Genomic DNA, 22,415 nt, shown 5'->3' with positions numbered 1-22,415 from the left:
TCCTCTTCCGGAGGGGCCGGTGCCGTACTACCGCACCGGTGTCACGACCGGCGCCGGCGCATAGCCGGTGGGCCGGGCCGTGAAGGTGCCGCGGCCCTGGGTGCGGCTGCGCAACCGGGTCGCGTAGCCGAACAGTTCGGCCAGCGGCACGGTGGCGGTGACGACCGCGGCACCCGCCCGGGTGTCCGAGCCGGTGACCTTGCCGCGCCGGGCGGCGAGGTCGCCGAGCACTCCGCCCACCGCGTCCTCGGGCACGGTGACCGTGACCTCGACCACCGGCTCCAGCAGGACCATCGCGCAGGCGCGCATCGCCTCCCGGAGGCCGAGCCGGCCGGCCGTGCGGAACGCCGTGTCCGAGGAGTCCTTCACATGCGTCGAACCGTCGGTGAGCGTGACCCGCAGCCCGGTCACCGGGTGCCCGCCGAGCGGCCCCTCGGTGAGGGCGTCCCGGCATCCGGCCTCGACCGCCCGGACGTACTCCTGCGGCACGCGCCCGCCGACGACGGCCGAGCGGAACTCGAAACCGCCGTCCGCGAGCGGCTCCACGTCGAGCACGACATGGGCGAACTGCCCCGCCCCGCCGTCCTGTTTGACGTGCCGGTACACCAGTCCGGACACGCCCCGGCCGACGGTCTCGCGGTAACTGACCCGGGGGCGCCCTACGTTGACCTCCAGCCCCAGCTCGCGCCGGAGCTTCTCCACCGCCACCTCCAGGTGCAGTTCGCCCATGCCCGACAGCACGGTCTGCCCGGTCTCCGGATCGGTCCGTACGACCAGCGAGGGATCCTCCTCGGTGAGCCGCGCCAGCCCCGTGGCCAGTCGGTCGGTGTCACCGGCCCCGCGGGGCTCGACCGCGACCGACACCACCGGCTCGGGCACACCCGCAGGCTCCAGCACGAGCGGGGCGTCCGGCGCGCACAGGGTCGAGCCGGCGCGGGCCGACTTGAGCCCCACGACGGCGACGATGTCCCCGGCGACGGCCCGGTCCAGCGGTGCGTGCCGGTCGGCCTGGACGCGCAGGATCCGTCCGATCCGCTCGGTGCGTCCCGCGCTCGCGTCCCACAGGGTGTCTCCCTTCTCGATGGTCCCGGAGTAGATCCGCAGGTAGGTCAGCCGTCCCGTCGGGGTGGCGTGCACCTTGAACGCGAGGGCGGCAGGCGCAGCCGCCGGGTCGGCGGGCCGCTCCTGCTCGTCACCGTCGTGGGCGCCCCGGACCGGCGGCACGTCCAGTGGCGACGGCAGGTAGGCCACGACCGCGTCGAGCAGGGGCTCGACCCCGCGATTGCGGTAGGCGGAGCCGCACAGCACGACCACTCCGGCACCGTCCCGGGTCAGCTCCCTCAGCGCCGAGGAGAGCGTCCGCTCGGAGAGCGTGCCGGTGTCGCAGAACTCCTCCAGGGCTCCCGGATGGAGTTCCGCCACAGCCTCCTCCAGCGCCCGGCGGCGTGCGAGGGCTTCGCCCCGCAGGCCGTCCGGCACCGGCGCTTCCTCGAAGGCGTCGCCGTCGGACCACACCAGGGCGCGCATGCGGACGAGGTCGACGACACCGGCGAAGGTGTCCTCCGAGCCGATCGGCAGCTGCACCACCAGCGGGGCCGGATGGAGTCGCTCCCGGATCGACGTGACGGCCGCGTCGAGGTCGGCACCGGCGCGGTCCATCTTGTTGACGAAGGCGATCCTCGGAACGCCGTGCCGGTCGGCCTGCCGCCACACCGACTCGCTCTGCGGTTCGACCCCGGCCACCGCGTCGAACACGGCCACGGCCCCGTCGAGGACGCGCAGCGCACGCTCGACCTCGTCGGCGAAGTCGACGTGCCCAGGGGTGTCGATCAGGTTGATCCGGTGACCGTCCCAGGCGCAGCTCACCGCCGCGGCGAAGATGGTGATGCCCCGGTCCCGTTCCTGCGGGTCGAAGTCGGTGACGGTCGTGCCGTCATGGACCTCGCCGCGTTTGTGCGTGGTTCCGGTGGCGAACAGGATCCGTTCGGTGACGGTGGTCTTGCCGGCGTCCACGTGGGCGAGGATGCCGAGGTTGCGGACGGCGGCGAGCGGGTTGTGGTTGATGCGCACGGCCCATGGCCTTTCGAGGCGATCGGGAGAGGGGCAGCGCGATTTCCGGGCGGGAAGGGCAGGGCGGCACAGGACCCTGACGTGGCGTCAGCATCCTGTGCCGGTCCTGTGGTGTCAGACGTTCGTCCCGGTCATCCGGTGCCGGCCGCGCAGCGGGCACCGGAACGACGAGGACACGAGGATCACCTCGTAGCGCTGCGGGGAGACGGCGACAACGGTGTGGTCACGCATGGCCCTCTCCCCTCGTTCGTCACGGCAGTTCGCGCCCGCTCACGTCGTGGGCGGCGCTGGATACCCGGTGAGTGTAGGGAGGCGAGGCGGAACGGGGCCAGGGATTATTCCGGCGGGGTCGGGGTGTCGTGGGTGCGGTACATCGCCTGGACGTCCAGCTCCAGTTGGACCGTCGGGCCGACCACGGCGATGCCCCGGGCCAGCATGGAGCGCCAGTTCAACGTGAAGTCCTCGCGGTGCAGTTCCGCCGTCGCCAGGGCCGCGCAGCGCAGTTCCTGCCCGTAGCCGCCGTTCACGGTGCCGAGGTACGTCGTGTCCAGTGAGACCGAGCGGCTGACACCGTGCATGGTGAGGGAGCCCAGCAGCGACCACTTGCTGCCGCCCCGGTAGGCGAAGCGGGTGCTGTTGAAGTCGATGTACGGGAAGCGTTCGACGTCCAGGAAGTCACCGGACCGCAGATGGTTGTCGCGGGTGGTGTTTCCGGTGGTGATGCTGGAGGCGTCGATACGGACGCTCACCCGGGACTCGGACATGTCCTGGGCGATCTGGATCCCGCCGTCGAAGCGTTCGAAACGGCCGTGGACATGGGCCATGCCGACGTGCTTGGCGATGAACCGGATCGCGGTGTGCGGCGGGTCGAAGAGCCAGTTTCCGGGCGCCGGCAGCTGGAGGGCCTCGGCCGGTCGCAGCCAGACCCGTTCGGTGGGCGTCGGCACGCCCATCGAGATCTCGATCGTCTCGCGGTGCGGCTGGAGGCCCTGCGCCGCGATCATCAGGCTGTACCGGCCGGGCGGCAGCGCCGCGAGGAAGTAGCCGTACGGGTCGGTTATCCCGCGGGCGGCCACCCGGTGGGTGTCGAGTGCGGTGACGGTGACGTCCGCGGCGGCGAGGGGCGTGCCCATCGGGTCGACGACCTCGCGGGTCACGGCGCCGGCGCCGGACGGGAGGGGGAGGGCGAGGCCCGCCGCTGCGGCGGGGGTGCCTTTGAGCCACCGGCGCCGGAGCAGTGCGAGGGCCATGTGGTTCACCTTTCATCGGGTGGCACGGCCGCACGGCGCGGTCCGCCGACGGCCGCACCCTGTTGCGGTCACACCCCCTTTGTCCATCGTGCCGCACCGGTCTCGGGCACGGGTGTCTCAATACGAGACAGTCAAGAGGGTTTACGGCCTGAAGGCGTCGGCGTGTGCGGCGGCCCACTGGGCGAAGGTCCGGGCCGGGCGGCCGGTGACCTTCTCGACGGCGTCCGAGACGGTACGGCCCACCTCGGGGGTGTTCCCGTACGCCTCCAGCAGGAAGTCGATCACGTCCTCCGGCAGGTACGCCGCCCGCCACCGCGCGAGGGCCTGCTCCTCGGTCAGCTCTACCAGGGCGATCTCCCGGCCGACGGCGGCGGCGAGGGTCGTCACCTTGTCGCCCACGGTGAGCACTTCGGGGCCGGTGATCACGTACTCCTGGCGTCCGTGCCCCTCCTCCGTGAGCGCGACCGCGGCGACGGCCCCGATGTCGCCCTCGTGGACCATGGCGCTCAGCCTCGTGACGAACGGCTCCCGCACCTCACCCGAGGCGACGATCCCGTCCACCCACTCCAGTGCGTTGGCCATGAACTCGACCGGCATGAGCACCGTCCAGTCGACGGTGTCGTCGGCACGCACCGCGTCCTCCAACGGGGTGGGCCCGCCGCCGTGCAGCACGGTGATCCGGCGGACACCGGCCGAGCGGGCCGTCTCCAGGATCCGCGGGCCGGTCTCCAGCGGGGTGAAGGCGGCCCCGCCGAAGGTGATCAGATGGAGGCCGGTGACGCCCTCCAGAGCCGGTGCCAGGGTGCCGGGTTCGGTCAGATCCCCCTCGACGACCTCCACTTGGGCCGGGAGACCGGCCTTCGCGGCGTCCCGTGTGAGGGCGCGGACCTCGTGGCCCCGGGCGAGCAGTTCGGCGACGACGTGGCGGCCGACGGTTCCGGTGGCACCGGTGACGAGGATCTTCTGCGTCTGTGTCATGCCTCGACCGTAGGAGGGCTTGCGGTCAGCCAGTGTCCGCGAACGGGAGCCCAGTGGTCTGCGGTGGGCCTCCGCCATAGGCCGCGAGCAGCACGGCCCGGGCCCCCTCCGCCGTCACCGGGCGGGGGTTGGCGTACGGCTCGCCCGCGACGCGGTCCGCCGCCGGTGTCACGTCGCTTTCCCTCAGGCCGAGTTCGGCGAGCGAGCGGGGCGCGCCGAGGCGTCCGGACAGTTCCCACAGGGCGCCCGGCACGTCGTCCGCGTCGAGCGCCCGGCGCAGCACGGTCAGCGCCTGAGGGACGGCGGGAGCGTTGTGGGCGAGCGCGTACGGCAGTACCACGGTGTGCGTCTCGGCGTGCGGCAGTCCGTAGCTGCCGCCCAGCACGTGGCACAGCTTGTGGTGCAGTCCCATCGTGGTCGCGCCGAGACAGGTGCCGCACAGCCAGGCCGCGTACAGCGCCCGGCCGCGCGCGTCCAGGTCCTTCGGGTCGGCGGCCAGTCGCGGCAGCGCCTCGGCCATCGCCCGTACGCCCTGCTCGGCCATGACCGAGACCAGCGGCGAGGCGTCCGGCGCGTAGAGCGCCTCCACGGCGTGCGCGAGCGCGTTGACGCCGCTGGTCACGGTCAGCGGTACGGGCAGGGAGAGGGTGAGCCGGGGGTCGTAGACGACACTGCGCGGCTGCACGACCGGGTCGCGGCCGGTGCGTTTGGCGCCGTGCTCGGTCAGGCCCCAGACCGGGGTCATCTCGGAACCCGAGTAGGTGGACGGCACGGCGATCAGCGGCAGCCCGGTGCGCAGGGCGATCGCCTTGCCGAGCCCGATCGCGGAGCCGCCGCCGACCGCGACGCACCCGTCAGCCCCTGCGGCCCGCACCACAGCGACGGCCCGGTCGGCGTCTTCGACGGGTACGTGCATGCGGGCCTCGGCGTGCAGTCCGGCGCAGGAGTCGCCGAGCGCGTCCGCGACCGCCCGGGCGACGCGCTCGCCGCGGCTTCCGCACACCACGAGCAGCCGCCGCAGACCGAGGCGCGCGGCCTCGCCGGGAGTCGCGGTGACGGCCGCGCCGGGCCGGAAGACGACGCGTACGGGCCGGGTCTCGTAGGAGAAATCACCCTGGAAGAAGTCGCCCCGGAAGATGTCCCCCTGGGAGATGTCACCCTCGGAGGTCATGACGCCCGCTCCAGGACGAGGTCGAACCGCGCCTGCCGGAAGGGGTTCCGCACGCCGAACTCCCGTGCCAGGGAGGCGTCGTCGGTCGTCGCGAAGTCCTGGACGAGGCTGCGCCGCACGGCGAACACCGCGTCGGAGTCGAGGTAGTCGCCCCCGGACACGAAGATGTGCGTGGTGACGGGCGTGTGTCCCTCGGCCGCGGCGATGAAGTGGATGTGCGCGGGACGGTAGGGGTGCCGCCCGGTCGCGCGCAGCAGGTCGCCGACCGGGCCGTCGGTGGGGATCGGGTACGGCGCCGGGACGCAGGTGCGGAACCAGAAGCGGCCCTCGGTGTCCGCGGTGAACAGTCCGCGTCCGTTGCCGGCGGGCTGGACGCCGGGCTGCTGGACGTCGTAATAGCCCTTGTCGTCCGCCTGCCAGACGTCGACGGCGGCGCCCGGCAGCGGTGTGCCGTCCTCGGACAGGACCCGGCCGCTGACGACGCACGGCTCGCCGCCGCCGACCAGGTCGATGTCGTCGCCGAGGGCGCGGGCCGGGGACTCGGTCATGTGAAAGGGCCCGAGCACGGTCGACTCGGTGGCTCCGGGCGCGTCGTGGCCGTCGAGGGTCTCCAGCAGCATGGACAGGCCGAGTACGTCCGACAGCAGGATGAACTCCTGCCGGGTGTCGGTGCAGGCCTGCCCGGTGGCCGTGAGAAAGGCGATCGCGCGCTCCCACTCCTCCTGGGTGAGCCGGGTCTCGCGCGCGAAGTCGTGCAGATGGCGGACGAGGCCGGTGAGCAGTTCGCGCAGCCGCGGGTCGGCGGTCGTGCCGAGGCTGGCGACGGCCTGCTCGGTGACGCTGGTCCCGGTCGCGTCGGTGGTCATCCCGGCTCCTCGTCGTCGGCGTCCGCGGCTTGCTTTTCCTCTTCCATGATGGCGCGCTCAGGCGGGTCCGAGGATCCGCCTGAGGGCGTCGGCGAGCAGTTCTCCGGCGTCCGGGGCGGCGGAGGCGTGCCGGAACGCGACGAAGCCGTCGGGGCGTACGAGCAGGGCGCCCGCGTCGGAGATCTCGCTCAGCCGCGCCCAGTCCCCGTACGGGTCCTCGTACTCCTGCCCCGGACCGATCACGACGGTGGCGATCTCCAGCTCCTGGGCCTCTGCGGCCCGCACCCATGCCTCTCCCCCGATGCCGGTCAGCAGGGTGAAACGGCCCTGGGCGACGGTGTCGAGGGTGGAGAGCGTGCGGGTGCCGGAGGTGATCCAGGCGTGCGGGAGACGGGCGCCGGGGCGGGAGGACGGCTGGTGGTGCAGCTCGGGGTCACGGGCGAAGCCGGGGTCGGGCGTGCCGTCCGGGACGATCGCGTCGGAGGCGTAGCGCTGGTTGAGGTCGACGCCGTGGGCGTTGAACTCGTACACCTTGAAGGCGATCGCCTCGCGCAGTGCGGCGCGCTGCTTCTCGGCCGCCTCGCCGGTGTCCTTCCGGGCGGCGATGTTGGCCCACAACTGCTCGGGCGTCTGCGGGGAGAGTCCGTCGAGCGCCTCGAAGACGGGGGCGGTCTCGCGGATGGACTGGTTGGCGCGGGTGACGATCTGCCGGCCGACGGGCGCGCGTTCGGCGGTGTAGCTGTCGAGCAGGCGGGGGTGTGCCGTGCCGTCGAGGACGAGCTTGAGCTTCCAGGCGAGGTTGTACGCGTCCTGGATCGAGGTGTTGGAGCCGAGGCCGTTGGACGGCGGGTGGCGGTGCACGGCGTCGCCGGCGCAGAAGACGCGGCCGTTGGAGTACCGCTCGGCGTACATCTCGTTGACGGTCCACGCCGAGGACGACTTCACGGTCACCGGGATCCGGTCGTCCCCGACGAGCCCCCGGACGATCTCCTCGGCGTACTCGGTGGTGAGGTCGGGGGCGCCCGCGGTGACGTCGTAGCCCCACACGATCAGCCACTCGGTCCACGGTCGGACACAGCGGACCAGGCCCGCGCCGATGCCGCCGACGGTCGCGCCGGGGGCGAGGACCCAGTACAGGGTGGAGGGGCGGTGGGCCGTGTACCGGGTGAGGTCCGCCTCGAAGACGATGTTGATGCTGCCGGCCACGCCCATCTGGCCGCCCATCGGCAGCCCGGCGTCCGCGGCGACCTTGGACCGGCCGCCGTCGGCGCCGATCAGGTACTTGGCGCGGATCTCGTACGTGTCCCCGCGCAGCCGGTCCCGGACGGTGGCCGTGACACCGTCGGCGTCCTGGCTGTGCGACAGGTACTCGGTCTCGAAGCGCAGCCGGGTGCCGCGGGCGACGGCCGCGTTCACGAGGACCGGTTCCATGAGGTGCTGGGGCATGTCGCACATGCGGGTGGGGCTGGCGAGTTCGTGCGCGGCCTGCACCAGCGGGTCGTTGCCCCAGGAGCGCACCCGGCCCAGTTCCTCGCCCGCGAGGCTGGTGCAGAACGTCGTGTTGCCCATCAGGTGCTGCGGGGTGGCCTGCGCGACGACGTCCTGTTCCACGCCGAGGTCGCGCAGCACCTCCATGGTGCGCTGGTTGGTGATGTGCGCGCGGGGCGTGTCGGCGAGTCCGGCGTAGCGGGTCACCACGATGTTGGGCACGCCGTAGGTGCTCAGGGCGAGCGCGGCCGAGGCACCGGCGGGGCCGCTGCCCACGATCAGGACGTCGGTCTCGACGACGGTGGACACGGGGATGCTCCTGCGGGGGGAAGTCGGGGCGGGCATCGAGCGTTCATGATCATGTGACGGTTGGGCACGCCGCGGGTGTCTCATTACGAGACACCTTCCACGGAAGTCGACGTTCCGCATCTGGGGGCAGTAGTTGTTGGCCGTTCAACCGGACCCGCTACGGTGTGCATGCCGTGACCACGACAGAGCCCTCCCCCGCTGCCACCGCCCGGCCCTCGCTGCGTCTCGCCCGCGAGCGGTTCCTGGCGGGGTGTCCGCTGCCCGGCGGCGTCCCGGAGGAGGTCGTCGCGGCGTGGCGGCGGGCGCGGTTCTTCGGCGTGCCGCACGACTTGAAGGAACCGGCCGCCGCTCCCGTCCGGCCGCCGGAGTCGGCGCTGCTCGGTGCCGCCCGGCCGGTGCTCGACAGAATCGTCCCCGCCCTGGGCGCGGACCGCTCGCTCCTCCTGCTGACCGACGAGCGGCTGCGCGTGCTGTGGACGGCGGGGAGCACGCCCGGGCTCGACGCGTGCTCCGTCCTGGCGGAGCAGGAGGTCGGCCACAACAGCGCGGCCCTCGCCCTGCGCACTCGGCGGCGGGCCGAGGTGCACGGGCCCGAGCACTTCCTCGACCGGTGGCAGGAGGTGTCCGCCGTGAGTGCCCCGGTGCTCGGGCCGGAGAGCGGACAGGTGCTCGGCACGGTGACCGTCGCGTCGCGGTTGTGCGCGGAGCGTGCGCCCCACCCGCAGGCGGCCCTCGCGGAGGCCGCCGCCGCGGCGGTCGAGACGGAGTTGCGGGCGCGGGCGGGGCGGGCGGAACGGGTCCTGCTGGACGCGTATCTGCGCACGGCCGGGCCGGATGGGACGGGGCGTGAGACGGACGGGGCCGACCGGGGCACGAGTGGGGCGGACGGGGCTGTGCGCGGGGCCGAGAGGGTCGCGCCTGAGGCCGAGAGGGCCGCGCCCGGGGCCGAGGGGGCCGCGCGTGCGGCCGAGAGGGCCACACCCGGGGCCGAGAGGGTCGCGCGCGGAGCGGGACGGGCGGTGGCCGCCGTGGACGGCCGCAACCGGCTGGTCAGTGACGGAGCCCAGCGGCTCCTGACGCCCAAGGTGCTGGAGGCGCTGGAGCGCGTGGCGGTGAACGCGCGCCGTGGGGACGGTGTGGGTGAGGCGGGGTTGCCCGAGGACGCCGGGTGCACGGCGCAGGTCACCCCCGTGCGTCTGGACGACGGCACGGTCATCGGGGTCGTCGCCGTCCTGGAACCGCTCGGAGATCCCATGCCGTCGGCATCGGCCCCGCCGCGCCCGCCGGTCGGACTCACCGGCTCCTCGGTCCCGTGGCGGCACGCCGTCGGGCGCGCGGTCGAGCTGGTGCGGTCGCCGGAGCCGCTGCTGCTGACCGGTGAGCGCGGCACCGGCAAGTCAGCGCTGGGCCGGGAGCTGCTCGGCGCGGAGACGGTCCAGGTCGTCGACGCCGCGCAGGACGCCGGACTCGACCGGACCCTGCCCGCGTGGCTGGCAGATCGGCCGCTCCTGCTCCGGCACGCCGAGCGTCTGGCGCAGCCCGGCGTGGCCGCGCTCAACTCCTTGCTCGACACGCACCCGGACACCCGGCTGCTGATCACGTACACGCCCGGCACTCCGGTCGGCCCGTGCCTGCAACGCCTGCTGGACAAGCTGTCCGCACGTTCGGTGACCCTGCCCCCGCTACGGGAACGCACCGAGGACATCCGGGAGCTGCTCCCGGCCCTGGCCCCTCGGCCGGCCCTCGGGCAGCCGCCGCTGACCTGGACACTGGACGCCCTGCGCGCCCTCGAGCTCTACGCCTGGCCGGGCAACGTCACCGAGCTGGCCCATGTCGTCCGGGCTCTGGCGGAGCACCGGCGGGTTTCGGGGCCGGTCCGCCGGCCGGAACTGCCGGACGCCGTGCGAGAAGGGCCGGCCGCACGCCCGCTCAGCCCGATGGAACACGCCGAGCGCGCCACCATCCTGGAGGCACTGCGCCGCCACGGCGGCAACAAGGCACGCGCGGCGGCGGCCCTGGGGATAGGCCGGGCGACGCTGTACCGCAAGCTTCGGGGGTACCGGGGGTGAGCGGCCACGCCCCCGGCCCCCTCGCGACGGTCTGTCCACGCCGCCCCCGCGCGTCCCCGGCCACCCGGCCGGCCGCCCAACCCCTGCCACGAAAGAAGGGCGTTACCGCGACCGCATCCGCGGCCCCTCCAGGCGACGAGACAGTGTGATGCCCGAATGAACTGCCCGGCCCCACGGAGGGCGTCACACAGCAGGAAAGGTGCCGCGCGTCGACGAAATCATCCTCGACGTGTGTCGGTCTGGCGCGCCCGGGACGGCTGGGGCGGCGAGGTCGTCGGCACGGCGCTCGGAGGGTGATCCGCTCCGTTCCCTTCCCACAGCGCCGACCTGCCGGGGAGCATCGACGCGTCAAGTGGCGCGGATGAGTCGGGCCGTAGCGCACGAACAGCCGTCACCCGTCGCCGGCACCAGCATCCGGGCGTTTCCGCGCCGTCGGGCCGCTCCCGCGGGTGCTCGCATGTACCGGGCCCTGTACCCGAAGGGGCCCGGCCGGTTGAAGCCGGGCAGCGAGATCCCGCTCGGGCGGACCGTGCCGGCGTACGACGTCGTCCAGGCCTTCAGCGGCCTGACCGGCCACCAGCGAGAAGGCCGACACTGACCGGCTCGCGAAGGCGCTGGACACGATCTCCGTCACGTTCCAGGACGACCCGGGCCCTGTACGACGGAGCGGCCGCCCGGTCGCACCATGCACTCCCACGCCGTTCGACATCGAACGACATGGGGTGTCTGACCCGCTCGCCCGCCCGCTTATCGACGGCCGTTTCCCGGAACTTGCGGCTCACAGACCATGGGTGGGTCATGCAAATTCCGGCAGCGCTGGTCAGGTGCGGCGGCGCGCCGACTCCTCGAGTCGTTCGACCAGTTCCGCAGCCATGGACTTGATGGTTTCCAGCCCCTTGCGCCCCCATGGTTGCGGGTCCTGGTCGACTACACAGATGGTGCCGAGCACCACGCCGGTGCTGTCTATCAGCGGTGCGCCCAGGTAGGAGTGGATGCCGATCGCGTCGACCACCCGGTTTCCGGCGAACCGCGGGAAATCCCGGATGTCCTCCAGCACCAGCGCCCGGCGACGCTTGACCACGTGCGGGCAGATGCCCATGTCGATGTCGCGGGGCATGACGCGGCCGGGCACCGGGTCCTGAAGCAACGGCGATCCCACGTGCACCGGGGTGTCCTGTGCGGCGCTGTACAAGCCTGCGAAGTACTGGCGGTCGGCGTCGAGGAAGAAGTTGACCCCGGCATAGCAGCCGCCGGTGCGCTGTGCCAGCTCCCGTGCGAAGGCGTCGAGTTCCGTGTCCGGACGGGCTTCGATGCCCAGCGCGCGCAGCCGCTCGGATCGGGTACGCACCTGTGGGTCCTCCGGGGGGAGGAGCAGGTGGCGCACGGCGATCCCGGACTCAGGTCCGGAGGAGGGGTGGGGCGGTGTCGCTGCCATGAGAACTCCTTGTCGTGATCAGGTGCTGGATCAGTTCGAGCAGCACGCGGATGCCCGTTCTCTGGACGCGGGCGTCGCACAGCGCCACCGGCACCTCCTGCCTGAGGTCGAGCGCGGTCCGCACCTCCTCCGCGTGGTAGCGGTGCGCGCCGTCGAACTCGTTGACGGCGACGACGAAGGGGATGCCGCGCCGCTCGAAGAAGTCCACCGCCGCGAAGGAGTGCTCCAGCCTGCGGGTGTCGGCGAGGACCACCGCCCCGAGCGCCCCCTCGGAGAGTTCGTCCCACATGAACCAGAAGCGCTCCTGTCCGGGTGTGCCGAACAAGTACAGGACATGGGACGGACTGAGGGTGATCCGGCCGAAGTCCAGGGCCACGGTGGTGGTGGCCTTGTTCTCCACTCCGTCCAGTCGGTCCGTGGCCGCGCTGACGGCGGTCAGCATCTCCTCGGTGCTCAGCGGCTCGATCTCGCTGAGCGTGTTGACGAAGGTGGTCTTTCCCACGCCGAACCCACCGGCGATGAGCACCTTGATTCCCACCGGCAGGGCTTCGGCGGGCAGCGCGTCACAGTCGTTTGAGGAGGGCATCGCGCACCGCTTCCAGGAGGTCTCGATCAGGTAGTGCGTAGTGGTCCGCGGACGGCGGGCGCGCCTGGCCTGCGACCACCGCGCCGCCCTCAGCCAGATCGGACAGCAGCACCTTGACCACGGCGGCCGGCACCTGCATCCGGGCCGCGACCTCGGCGACGCTCACAGGGCTCTCGCACAGCGCCAGCACCTGCGCATGCTCCAGGCCGAAGGTGCCCTGCGTCTGGACACCCGTGGCCCGCACCACGGTCACGAGCGTGAAGTGGGACGTGGCCCTGGTCCGGCCGTCGCTCACGGTGTAGGGACGGACCAGCCGCCCGACCGCTTCGTCGGTCAGCGGTCCCTCGGGGAGGACCGGAGGCATCGGTTACCCCACCACGTGCCGCGGCGGCGTGGCCAGGTGCGGGCGCACGCTCTTCACCATCATGCCCATCTCGTAGCCCAGCACCGCCGCGTCCGCCTCGCGTCCGGCCAGCACCGCCAGCACCGCGCCGTGCCCGGCGGACGAGACGAACAGCATCGAGGTGCTGAGCTCCGTCACTATCTGCCGCACGTCGCCGCCGTCGTCGAAGCGCCGGCCCGCGCTGCGCGCCAGTGAGTACAGCCCACTGGCGAGCGCGGCCAACTGGTCGGCGGCGTCCACGTCGAGCCCCTCCGCTGCCTTCACCAGTCCGTCCGAGGACAGCAACAAGGCGCTTCGGGTGTGCGGCACCCGGTTCACCAGACCTGTCAACAGCCAGGAAAGGTCTTCGCTCGCCACGATCGTGTACTCCTCTTTCGGCAGAAGGAAATGGCTTGGTGGACGGGGCCCCGGGCCTTCAGCGTGGCCTTCGGGTGTCAGGGCGTCTCCGTTTCCTCGGCCCTGCGCAGTCCGGTCTGGAACGCGGCCATGAGGCCCGGGTCGTGTGCGACGTCCTCGGAAGAACTACCGGCGCTGGGGACCGGGTGCGGCTGTTCGGCGGCCTGGTCCCGGCGTCGCCGAGGCAGCTGCGGACGGTCGTCCTCGCCGTCGGAGGGCATCGGGGCGGGCTGCGGTTCGGGATCGGACACGGGCGGATCCGCGACGACGGTCGTCCCTGTCGCCGGGGGGTCCGTCGCATCGGGCTCCACTGGGTCCTGCGGCTCCGCGTCAGGGGGCGCGACAGCGGGGTGCTCGGGCGCGGGAGCTGCCAGCTGCGGGCCGAGCAGTGCCGTGGGCAACACCATGACGGCCTGAGTGCCGCCGTACACGTTGCTCTGCAACTGCACGGCGATGTCGTGCCGCTGGGCCAGAACCGAGACCACGTACAGGCCGATCCGGCCGTCCTGCAGCAGTTCGCCGAGGGCGACCTTGTCGGGTGCACCCAACACCGTGTTCATTTGGTTGCGCTCGGCTGCCGACATGCCCAGGCCCCGGTCTTCGACCTCGATCGCCACCCCGGCGGCGACGGGTTCGACCCGCACGTGCACGGTCGTCTGGGGCGGCGAGAAGACCGTCGCGTTCTCCAGCAGTTCGGCCAGCAAGTGGACGACGTCGACCACGGCGTGGCCGCTCACCGTTCCGTCAATGGGGGGGACCAGTTTGACCCGGGCATACTGGTCGATCTCGGCGACGGCGGAACGCAGCACGTCGGTCAGGCCGACCGGACGCGTCCACTGGCGGTGGGTGTTCGCGCCGCCGAGCACGGCCAGGTTCTCGGCGTAGCGGCGGATCCGGGTGGACAGGTGGTCGACCTGGAACAGCCCCTTGAGCAGGTCGGGGTCCTCGACCTCGTTCTCCAGGCTGTCCAGCAGACCTATCTCGCGGTGCACCAGTGACTCGAGCCGGCGCGCCAGGTTGGCGAACACCTCGAACTGCTCCAGCTTGGCACTGTGTTCCGCCCCGAGCGCACCGGCGGCGGTCTCCAGCAGGGCTGCCTCCGCCTCGTGCCGGGCGGCGGCGATCTCGAATCCGAGTCGGGAGAGTTGGTCCGGGCCGGTCTGCGGGGGCAGTTCCGGCCGGCGCCGCACAGGGGGCTCCCCGGCCTTCAGCCGACGGAACAGCGACTCCAGTTCGGCTCTGCCCTCGGCCGTGGTACGGATCAGCTCGGCCAGCTCGGCACGGTCCCGGTCGGCCGCACGGGACAGCTCCGTCCAGTGCTTGGTGACTGCTCGTGCCTCCGCCGAAGCCCTTGCACCCGCGATTCCGGCCGCCATGGCGCCGATGAGGACCACGCTGCCGGACATCGCCACCTGGTCCGCCCGGTCCAGGTGGCCATCACTGACCAGCGCGGCGGCTACCGCACCGGCCACGGCGACCACGCTCGGTGGCAGCACCGACCACAGCATCTGACGCCGCCTCAAGGATCCGGCTCGCGACTCGGCCGTCACACGGGCGGTCACCGGCGCTACCGACCGGTCGTCCGGTGGCGTAAAAGGATCGGGCATGACAGTCCCTGGACAGTGCGATGATCAAGTTGAACGCGCACGTTACCCCGCACCAGAGCTCCGGTGTGAGCCTCTGGCACGCACAGTGATCGAACCGTTGCCCTTATTTTCACACCACGGGCACCGACCCCGGTCCGGCCGCCCGGCCGGCTTCCCTCAGTGCGTCTTCTGATCCGCCGCGGGTGCGACCGCTTCCGACCGATCAGGTCGAGCCTCCGCCACGCGAGTGACACACCTCCGCCGCGCTCCACCCCCTGAAAACCCCACATGCCTACGCCACGGCTACCAGCCGTCGCGTAGGCATGTCCTGTTTCCGCAGGTGAGAGGCGCAGTACCTGGACCGCCACCGCCTCACCCTCATCGAGCCGAACACGAGGCTCGAGGCCCCAGAAACGACAAAATACCGGCGAGTCACATGACTCGCCGGTAATCCGTGAACGCTTCGGACGGTCTCGTGAACGTCCCTGCAAGTGTCCGAGGGGGGACTTGAACCCCCACGCCCGATAAAGGGCACTAGCACCTCAAGCTAGCGCGTCTGCCATTCCGCCACCCGGACCAGGTGTCCGTCGCCCTGCCGGGGCTGTTCCCGGCGGCGACATGGACAACCATACCAAGGTTTCGGAGTGCCTTTCACCTGCGTTTCCTTCCCCCTGGCGGGGGTCCGGTACCTCACCCGCCGATACCCCTAAGGTCACACCATGAGCGACGGGATGGTTACGCAGAGCCCTTCTCCGGGTCGTCGCCCGCGTGCGCTGTCGCCGCTCAGGGAGCATCTGCGGGACACGTTCTGGTTCGCCCCCACCGTGGCGATGGTGAGCGTCTTCGTGGTCTGGGTGGGGGCAGAGGCGCTGGACACGGCCGTCGTCGACGCGCTCCGGGAGGACGGCGACTACGAGACCCTCGACGAGCTGCTGCGGTTCGCGGAGGACGCGCGGGCCGTGGTGAGCGCGGTGGGTTCGGCGATGATGACCTTCATCGGTGTGGTCTTCAGCATCTCTCTGGTGGCCGTGCAGATGGCGAGCGGGCAGTCACCCCGCGCGTCGTGCGGCTCTTCGTACGGAGCCGGATCACCAAGGCGACCTTCGCCGTCTTCCTCGCCACCTTCGTGCTGACCCTGCTGGTGCTGACCTCCTTCGACAGTACCGACGACCCCCGCTCCGTCACGTCGGTGCCGCTGGTGCAGCCGGTCCTCACCCTCTGCATGGTCGCGCTGAGCCTGTTCCTGTTCGTGCTGTACGTGAACACCACCCTGCGCCTGATGCGGATCAGCCATGTGATCGCGCGGATCGCCACGGAGTCCTTCCGAGTGACCGCCTCGATGCCCGCGCCGGCGAGCGAACAGGACGTCCCCGCCTCGATTCCCCGACCGCGTGGGTACCGCACGAGGGCCGGGCAGGGGTGCTGCGGGACGCGCACATCGCGCGGTTGGCGCGGGTGGCGCGCAAACACGGGGTCGTGCTGTGGCTGATCCCGCGGATCGGGGACTTCGTGGTGCCCGATACGCCCGTACTGGCCGTCCACGGCGGCCCGGCTCCGCCCCCGCAGGTCCCTGCGCTACACGATCTCGGTGGGCGTGGAACGGACCTACCACCAGGATCTCGGCTTCGGACTGCGGCAGTTGTCCGACATCGCGCTGCGCGCCCTGTCACCCGCGATCAACGACCCGACGACCGCCGTCCAGGCGATGGACCGCATCGTCCAGTTCCTGGCGTCGCTGAGTCGACGCCCACTGGACGCCGTCCCGCACCGGGACCGGCGCGGTGCGGTGCGGCTGGTGCAGCCCGTGCCGGGGTGGACCGAGCTGGTGGATCTCGGGTTCACCGAGGTGCGGCGGTGCGCCACCGGGAGCCCGCAGGTGTCGCGGCGCATGCTGGCCGGACTGGACGACCTGCTTCTGCTCGCGCCGCCGGAACGACGGGAGCCGCTGCTCCGCCACCGCGAACTGCTCCGGCAGGCGGTCGCCGAGACCGCGGCGACTCCGTCGGACCGCGCGTTCGCCCTGCGTCCCGACCGTCAGGGCATCGCCTGAGCGACGCCTCGGCGGTGCCCGACGCCGGCCGTCCACGCGGGAGATCCCATGGCGAACCGGCGTCGGGCACGGCAGTCCCTCTTCAGGGCAGGAGCTGGTACTCCGGGAAGTTCCCCGGCAGCCGCTCCCCCGCGGGCCCCCGCGTCACCGCGCGCACCAGCAACTCACCGCCGACGAACGCGCCGCGCCAGGACGCCCCGAGTCCGCCGAACAGCTCGTCGCGGTCGCCGCGGGAACGGGGCCTGCCGTTGCCGACCTTGAACGAGCGGATCTGCGGTGCGAGCCGCTCGTAGGTCGCCAGGTCGTCCGTGGACAGCGAGGCGACGAGTGCGCCGTTCGAGGCGTTCATCGCGGCCAGCAGCTCCGCCTCCGTGTCGACCAGGACGATCGTGTCGACCGGGCCGAAGGGCTCCGCGTGGTGCAGCGGAGAGGACCGGGGCGGGTTGAGGAGCGTGACCGGCTGGACGTAGGCGGAGGTGTCCTGGCCGGGCAGGAAGCGGGCGTCGGACGGACTGCCGCGGTGCAGCGGTACGGCGCCGCGCTCGATCGCCTCGGCGACCTGGTCCTGCAACTCCTTCGCCTTGGCCGCGTTGATGACCGGCCCGAAGTCCAGCTCCGGGTACGAGTCGTCCTGTTGCTGCACGGCGAGCGGGTGACCGACCCTCAGCGTGCGCACCGCCGGGAGGTACGCCGCCAGGAACGCGTCGAACAGCTGCCGCTGGACGACGAAGCGCGGGTACGCCGTGCAGCGCTGCTTGCCGTAGTCGAAGAGCTTCGGGATCACCGCGGTGAGCGCGTCCCAGTCCGAATAGTTCCAGATGCCCCAGGTGTTGAGTCCTTCCTGCTCGAGTACGTGTCGTTTGCCGAGGTCGGCGACGGCCGTGGCCACCGCGGCACCGGTGTCGCGGCCGCCGACGAAGGAGACGCAGCCGATCTCGGGCGCCCGCACCAGCGCCTGGGACAGCTCGCCCCCACTGCCGCTGAGGAGGGTGACGGGAATCCCCTCGCGGGCGGCGAGCGCCGAGGCCAGGGTCAGGCAGGCGACACCGCCGTCGGTCGGGGTCTTGGCGATGACCGCGTTGCCTGCCAGTGCCTGCACCAGCATTGCGTGAACGAGCACGCTCATCGGGTAGTTCCAGCTGGCGATGTTGGACACCGGGCCGTCCAGCGGAGCCCGGTCGGCGAGCATCGGTTCGATGCCGTCGACATACCAGCGGACCCCGTCGATGGCCCGGTCGACGTCCGCCTGGGCGAGCCGCCAGGGCTTGCCGATCTCCCAGACGAGCAGGAGTGCCAGCAGTCGGCGGTGTTCGGCGAGAGCGTCGAGGGTGGCCGCGACGCGGGCCCCGGCGCTCCGGCAGGGGGACGTGCCGCCAGGCGCGGTGCTGGTCGAGGGCGGCGCGCACGGCCCGGTGGGCGGTGGCCCCGTCCAGGCGCGGCGGGCCGGCGATCGGACTGCCGTCGACGGGGCTGACGCCGGGCAGGACCCGGCCGTCCGCCTGCCAGGCGGCGTTCCAGAGGTTGAGGACCCGGTCGTCGCGGAAGGCCTCTGGGGCGACGGTGAGGCAGCGCTGCCACGCATCGGGCCAGGACGTGCCGGATTTGAGGGTGAGGGTGGGTGCCATGGGGTTGCTCCGCTCTCGGTGCACAGTCGGGGGCGGGAATCGGCGGTGGTGGCCTGCTGGCGGACTTGGAGGCGCACGGCCGCTGTCGGCCTTGGAGTGTGGTGGCCCGCTGTCAGGCCTTGGGGTGCAGTAGCCGCTGTCGGCCGTGGGGTGCGGCGGCCCACTGTCGGCCCTGGGGTACAGCGGCCCGCCGTCAGGCCCTGGGGTGCGGCGGCCGCTGTCGGGCCTTGGAGCGCGATGGCCTGCTGGCGGTCTTGGAGGGCGAGGGCCCTCTATCGGCCTTCGAGTCGTGCGAGCACCAGCCGCGCCGTCTCGGTCGGTGTGCTGCCCACGCTCACCCCGGCCGCCTCCAGTGCTTCCTTCTTCGCCTGTGCCGTGCCGGACGAGCCGGACACGATGGCGCCCGCGTGCCCCATGGTCTTGCCCTCGGGTGCGGTGAACCCGGCGATGTAGCCGACGACGGGCTTGGTGACGTGCTCGCGGACGTGGGCCGCCGCGCGTTCCTCCGCGTCGCCGCCGATCTCGCCGATGAGGACGATCAGTTCGGTGTCGGGATCGTCCTGGAAGGCGGCGAGGCAGTCGATGTGGCTGGTGCCGACGACCGGGTCGCCGCCGATGCCGACGCAGGTCGAGAACCCGATGTCGCGCAGCTCGTACATGAGCTGGTACGTCAGTGTGCCCGACTTGGAGACCAGGCCGATCCGGCCCGGTTTGGCGATGTCGGCCGGGATGATGCCCGCGTTGGACTGGCCGGGCGTGATGAGGCCCGGGCAGTTGGGGCCCACGACGCGCGTGCCCTGCCGCTCGGCGTACGCGGTGAAGGCGACGGAGTCGTGGACGGGGATGCCCTCGGTGATGACGACGGCGAGGCCGATGCCGGCGTCGGCGGCCTCGGTGACGGCCGCCTTGGCGAAGGCGGGCGGCACGAAGACGACGGTGACGTCCGCTCCGGTCGCGCGCATCCCGTCGGCGACCGTGCCGAAGACGGGCACGGCCCGGTCGTCGAAGTCGACGGTACGGCCGGCCTTGCGCGGATTGACGCCGCCGACGATGTTCGTGCCGGCCGCGAGCATGCGCCGCGTGTGCTTCATGCCCTCGCCACCGGTCATGCCCTGGACGAGGACCTTGCTCTCCTTGGTGAGGTAGATGGCCATGGTGTTCCGTCTCCTCAGGCTGTGGTGGCGAGTGCGGCGGCACGGCGGGCGGCGCCGTCCATCGTGGTGACCTGCTCGACCAGCGGATGCGCGTGCTCGTCGAGGATGGCGCGCCCCCGGGGCGCGTTGTTGCCGTCGAGGCGCACCACGAGCGGCTTGGTGAGGCGGACGGTGTCCAGGGCCTGGACGATGCCGTCGGCGACCGCGTCGCAGGCGGTGATGCCGCCGAAGACGTTCACGAAGACGGATTTCACGGCCGGGTCGGAGAGGATGACCGACAGTCCATCGGCCATGATCCGGGCGCTCGCTCCGCCGCCGATGTCGAGGAAGTTGGCGGGCCGCGCACCGCAGCCCGCGACCACGTCGAGGGTCGACATGACGAGGCCGGCGCCGTTGCCGATGATGCCGACCTCGCCGTCGAGCTTGACGTAGTTGAGTCCCTTGGCGGCGGCCGCGGCCTCCAGCGGATCGTCGTGCCCGGTGTCCTCCGCGCCCCAACGGACTTGGCGGAAACGGGCGTTGTCGTCGAGTGTCACCTTGCCGTCGAGGGCGAGGAGCTGGCCCTGCCCAGTGCGGACGAGCGGATTGACCTCGACGAGGAGGGCGTCCTCGCGGACCAGGATCTCCCAGAGCCGTACGAGGACGTCGACGCTCTGCGGTGGCAGTCCGGCCGCCTCGGCGATCTCGCCCGCCTTCGCTGAGGTGACGCCCTGGGCCGGGTCGACGGGGACGCGGGCCACAGCCTCGGGCCGGCTCGCGGCGACCTCCTCAATCTCCATGCCGCCTTCGGCTGAGGCGATCGCGAGGAAACGGCCGGCCGCCCTGTCGAGTACGTAGGACACGTAGAACTCGGCCTCGATGTCGACCGGCTGGGCCAGCATCACCTTGCCGACGGTGTGACCCTTGATGTCCATACCGAGGATCTGACGGGCGGTGAGCTCGGCGGCGGCCGGGTCGGCGGCGATCCTGACCCCGCCCGCCTTGCCCCGGCCACCGGTCTTCACCTGCGCCTTCACCACCACACGGCCACCGAGCCGGCGTGCGATCCCACGGGCCTCCTTGGGTGAGTCCGTCACCTCGGCCCGCGGCACCAAGATGCCGTGTTCCTCGAAGAGTTCCCTTGCCTGGTGTTCGTACAGGTCCATTTCGGCTCCTGACTGAAAGTGCCGCACGCCCCCTGGACACCACCCACCGGATGCGGGATAACAAGCTTCATACAGTATCCGTCGACTGTATGCAATGTACCGCGAGCCGTTCCAACCCCCTACGAAGGGACAGGACTTCGCCATGCCCGACGACACCCAGGACGTCATTTCCGGTGGTCATCTCGTAGCCAAGGCTCTGAAGGCCGAGGGGGTCGACCGCATCTACACCCTGTGCGGCGGCCACATCATCGACATCTACGACGGCTGCGTCGACGAGGGCATCGAGGTCGTCGACGTACGCCACGAACAGGTGGCCGCCCACGCCGCCGACGGCTACGCCCGCATCACCGGCAAGCCCGGCTGCGCGGTGGTCACCGCGGGCCCGGGGACGACCGACGCCGTCACCGGTGTCGCCAACGCCTTCCGCGCCGAGTCTCCGATGCTGCTGATCGGCGGTCAGGGGGCCCTCACCCAGCACAAGATGGGGTCTCTCCAGGACCTGCCGCACGTCGACATGATGAACCCCATCACCAAGTTCGCGGCGACCGTGCCCGACACGGCGCGCGCGGCGGACCTGGTGTCCATGGCGTTCCGCGAGTGCTACCACGGTGCGCCCGGGCCCTCCTTCCTGGAGATCCCGCGCGACGTGCTGGACGCCAAGGTGCCCGCCGCGAAGGCACGCGTGCCGCGGGCAGGGGCCTACCGCGCCTCGACCCGCTCGGCCGGCGACCCCGAGGCGATCGAGCGGCTCGCGGACCTGCTGGTGCACGCCGAGAAGCCGGCCATCCTGCTCGGCAGCCAGGTCTGGACGACCCGGGGCACCGGGGCGGCCGTCGAGCTGGTGCGCACGCTGAACGTCCCGGCGTACATGAACGGCGCCGGCCGCGGCACCCTCCCGCCCGGCGATCCGCACCACTTCCAGCTCTCGCGCCGGTACGCCTTCTCGGGCGCCGACGTCATCGTCATCGTCGGTACGCCCTTCGACTTCCGCATGGGCTACGGCAAGCGGCTGTCGCCGGAGGCGACCGTCGTGCAGATCGACCTCGACTACCGCACGGTCGGCAAGAACCGCGACATCGACCTCGGCATCGTGGGAGACGCCGGGCTGGTGCTGAAGGCCGTGACCGAGGCCGCCTCGGGACGCGTCAACGGAGGCGCGTCCCGGCGCAAGGAGTGGCTGGACGAGCTGCGCGCGGCGGAACAGACCGCCCTGGAGAAGCGGCTGCCGCAGCTCAGGTCCGATGCCTCGCCCATCCACCCCTACCGCCTGGTGAGCGAGATCAACGACTTCCTCACCGAGGACTCGATCTACATCGGCGACGGCGGCGACATCGTCACCTTCTCCGGCCAGGTCGTGCAGCCCAAGTCACCCGGGCACTGGATGGACCCGGGGCCCCTGGGCACGCTCGGCGTCGGCGTCCCCTTCGTGCTCGCGGCCAAGCAGGCGCGGCCCGACAAGGAGGTCGTCGCGCTCTTCGGCGACGGCGCGTTCTCCCTCACCGGCTGGGACTTCGAGACCCTCGTCCGCTACGACCTCCCCTTCGTCGGCATCGTCGGCAACAACTCCTCCATGAACCAGATCCGCTACGGCCAGGCCGCCAAGTACGGCAAGGACCGCGAACGGGTCGGCAACACCCTCGGCGACGTCCGCTACGACGAGTTCGCCCGCATGCTGGGCGGTCACGGCGAGGAGGTCCGCGACCCCGCCGACATCGGCCCGGCCCTCCGGCGTGCCCGCGAGTCCGGCAAGCCGTCCCTGATCAACGTCTGGGTCGACCCCGACGCGTACGCCCCCGGAACCATGAACCAGACCATGTACAAGTGAGGTGCCCCC

16 protein-coding genes, 1 tRNA gene and 2 pseudogenes are annotated in these 22,415 nt (G+C 71.8%); 4 read left to right on the top strand and 15 right to left on the bottom strand.

All coding sequences use genetic code 11. The features are described 5' to 3' along the window. Nucleotides 1-27: 27 nt before the first annotated feature. The 6 genes from fusA to SSQG_RS32525 all read right to left on the bottom strand — a co-directional run bounded on the left by fusA (nt 28) and on the right by SSQG_RS32525 (nt 8,168). Complete coding sequence (gene fusA / locus SSQG_RS32550) at nt 28-2,070, bottom strand: elongation factor G (protein ID WP_003994215.1); 2,043 nt, start codon at nt 2,068-2,070, stop codon at nt 28-30. A gap of 335 nt (nt 2,071-2,405) precedes the next feature. After that, nucleotides 2,406-3,320 carry a YceI family protein gene (locus SSQG_RS32545; RefSeq protein ID WP_003994214.1) on the bottom strand — a complete coding sequence of 305 codons (915 nt, stop codon included), beginning with the start codon at nt 3,318-3,320 and terminating at the stop codon, nt 2,406-2,408. A gap of 141 nt (nt 3,321-3,461) precedes the next feature. Continuing rightward, complete coding sequence (locus SSQG_RS32540) at nt 3,462-4,298, bottom strand: NAD(P)H-binding protein (protein WP_003994213.1); 837 nt, start codon at nt 4,296-4,298, stop codon at nt 3,462-3,464. A gap of 25 nt (nt 4,299-4,323) precedes the next feature. After that, entirely contained in the window at nt 4,324-5,469 is a 1,146-nt protein-coding gene (locus tag SSQG_RS32535; protein ID WP_003994212.1) for a maleylacetate reductase, read from the bottom strand. Then, nucleotides 5,466-6,335 carry an intradiol ring-cleavage dioxygenase gene (locus tag SSQG_RS32530; protein WP_003994211.1) on the bottom strand — a complete coding sequence of 290 codons (870 nt, stop codon included), beginning with the start codon at nt 6,333-6,335 and terminating at the stop codon, nt 5,466-5,468. Before SSQG_RS32530 ends, SSQG_RS32535 begins: the two co-directional genes overlap by 4 nt. Before the next feature lie 57 nt (nt 6,336-6,392). Continuing rightward, nucleotides 6,393-8,168: an FAD-dependent oxidoreductase gene (locus tag SSQG_RS32525; protein WP_003994210.1), complete on the bottom strand. Its 1,776-nt coding sequence runs from the start codon at nt 8,166-8,168 to the stop codon at nt 6,393-6,395. Between the two features lie 137 nt (nt 8,169-8,305). Between SSQG_RS32525 and SSQG_RS32520 the strand changes: the two genes are divergently transcribed. Together SSQG_RS32520 and SSQG_RS44120 are read left to right on the top strand one after the other, a co-directional pair. After that, nucleotides 8,306-10,201, top strand: coding sequence for a helix-turn-helix domain-containing protein (locus SSQG_RS32520; RefSeq protein ID WP_039934118.1), 1,896 nt, complete (start codon nt 8,306-8,308; stop codon nt 10,199-10,201). Nucleotides 10,202-10,658: 457 nt separating this feature from the next. After that, nucleotides 10,659-10,799, top strand: a complete 141-nt coding sequence (locus tag SSQG_RS44120; protein WP_425315006.1) for a hypothetical protein — start codon at nt 10,659-10,661, stop codon at nt 10,797-10,799. A gap of 222 nt (nt 10,800-11,021) precedes the next feature. On the opposite strand, the gene SSQG_RS32515 is transcribed toward SSQG_RS44120, so the two are convergent. From SSQG_RS32515 to SSQG_RS32490, 6 genes are all read right to left on the bottom strand, one after another. Next, nucleotides 11,022-11,636, bottom strand: a complete 615-nt coding sequence (locus SSQG_RS32515; RefSeq protein ID WP_052310375.1) for a GAF domain-containing protein — start codon at nt 11,634-11,636, stop codon at nt 11,022-11,024. After that, the gene (locus tag SSQG_RS32510) at nt 11,599-12,222 is read right to left on the bottom strand and encodes a GTP-binding protein (RefSeq protein ID WP_003994207.1); all 624 of its coding nucleotides are present in this window, start codon (nt 12,220-12,222) and stop codon (nt 11,599-11,601) included. Before SSQG_RS32510 ends, SSQG_RS32515 begins: the two co-directional genes overlap by 38 nt. Further along, complete coding sequence (locus SSQG_RS32505) at nt 12,200-12,586, bottom strand: DUF742 domain-containing protein (protein ID WP_003994206.1); 387 nt, start codon at nt 12,584-12,586, stop codon at nt 12,200-12,202. The genes SSQG_RS32510 and SSQG_RS32505 overlap by 23 nt, the downstream gene beginning before the upstream one ends. 3 nt (nt 12,587-12,589) lie before the next feature. Further along, complete coding sequence (locus SSQG_RS32500; RefSeq protein WP_003994205.1) at nt 12,590-12,982, bottom strand: roadblock/LC7 domain-containing protein; 393 nt, start codon at nt 12,980-12,982, stop codon at nt 12,590-12,592. 77 nt (nt 12,983-13,059) lie between these two features. Then, entirely contained in the window at nt 13,060-14,517 is a 1,458-nt protein-coding gene (locus tag SSQG_RS32495) for a sensor histidine kinase (RefSeq protein WP_244299323.1), read from the bottom strand. 582 nt (nt 14,518-15,099) lie between these two features. Then, nucleotides 15,100-15,184 (bottom strand) — tRNA-Leu (locus tag SSQG_RS32490). A gap of 142 nt (nt 15,185-15,326) precedes the next feature. On the opposite strand from SSQG_RS32490, the pseudogene SSQG_RS32485 reads away from it, so the two are divergent. After that, nucleotides 15,327-16,657 (top strand): annotated as a pseudogene (locus SSQG_RS32485) (DUF2254 domain-containing protein). Nucleotides 16,658-16,739: 82 nt separating this feature from the next. Here the strand turns inward: SSQG_RS32485 and SSQG_RS32480 are convergent. The 3 genes and pseudogenes from SSQG_RS32480 to sucC form a co-directional block, all read right to left on the bottom strand. Beyond that, nucleotides 16,740-18,282: pseudogene (locus SSQG_RS32480) on the bottom strand (aldehyde dehydrogenase family protein). A 272-nt stretch (nt 18,283-18,554) separates the two neighbouring features. Continuing rightward, complete coding sequence (gene sucD / locus SSQG_RS32475) at nt 18,555-19,436, bottom strand: succinate--CoA ligase subunit alpha (protein ID WP_003994201.1); 882 nt, start codon at nt 19,434-19,436, stop codon at nt 18,555-18,557. Nucleotides 19,437-19,450: 14 nt separating this feature from the next. Next, on the bottom strand, nt 19,451-20,581 hold the full coding sequence (sucC, locus tag SSQG_RS32470) for an ADP-forming succinate--CoA ligase subunit beta (RefSeq protein WP_003994200.1): 1,131 nt from the start codon (nt 20,579-20,581) through the stop codon (nt 19,451-19,453). A 142-nt stretch (nt 20,582-20,723) separates the two neighbouring features. Here sucC and SSQG_RS32465 point away from each other — a divergent pair, with 142 nt between their 5' ends. Further along, on the top strand, nt 20,724-22,406 hold the full coding sequence (locus SSQG_RS32465; protein ID WP_003994199.1) for a thiamine pyrophosphate-binding protein: 1,683 nt from the start codon (nt 20,724-20,726) through the stop codon (nt 22,404-22,406). Nucleotides 22,407-22,415 lie beyond the last annotated feature (9 nt).

Origin of the sequence: Streptomyces viridochromogenes DSM 40736 (assembly GCF_000158955.1) — a bacterium.
Classification (GTDB): Bacteria; Actinomycetota; Actinomycetes; order Streptomycetales; family Streptomycetaceae; genus Streptomyces; species Streptomyces venetus.
Note: the sequence above shows the minus strand (reverse complement) of the source record. Positions and strands in the feature narration are given on the sequence as shown.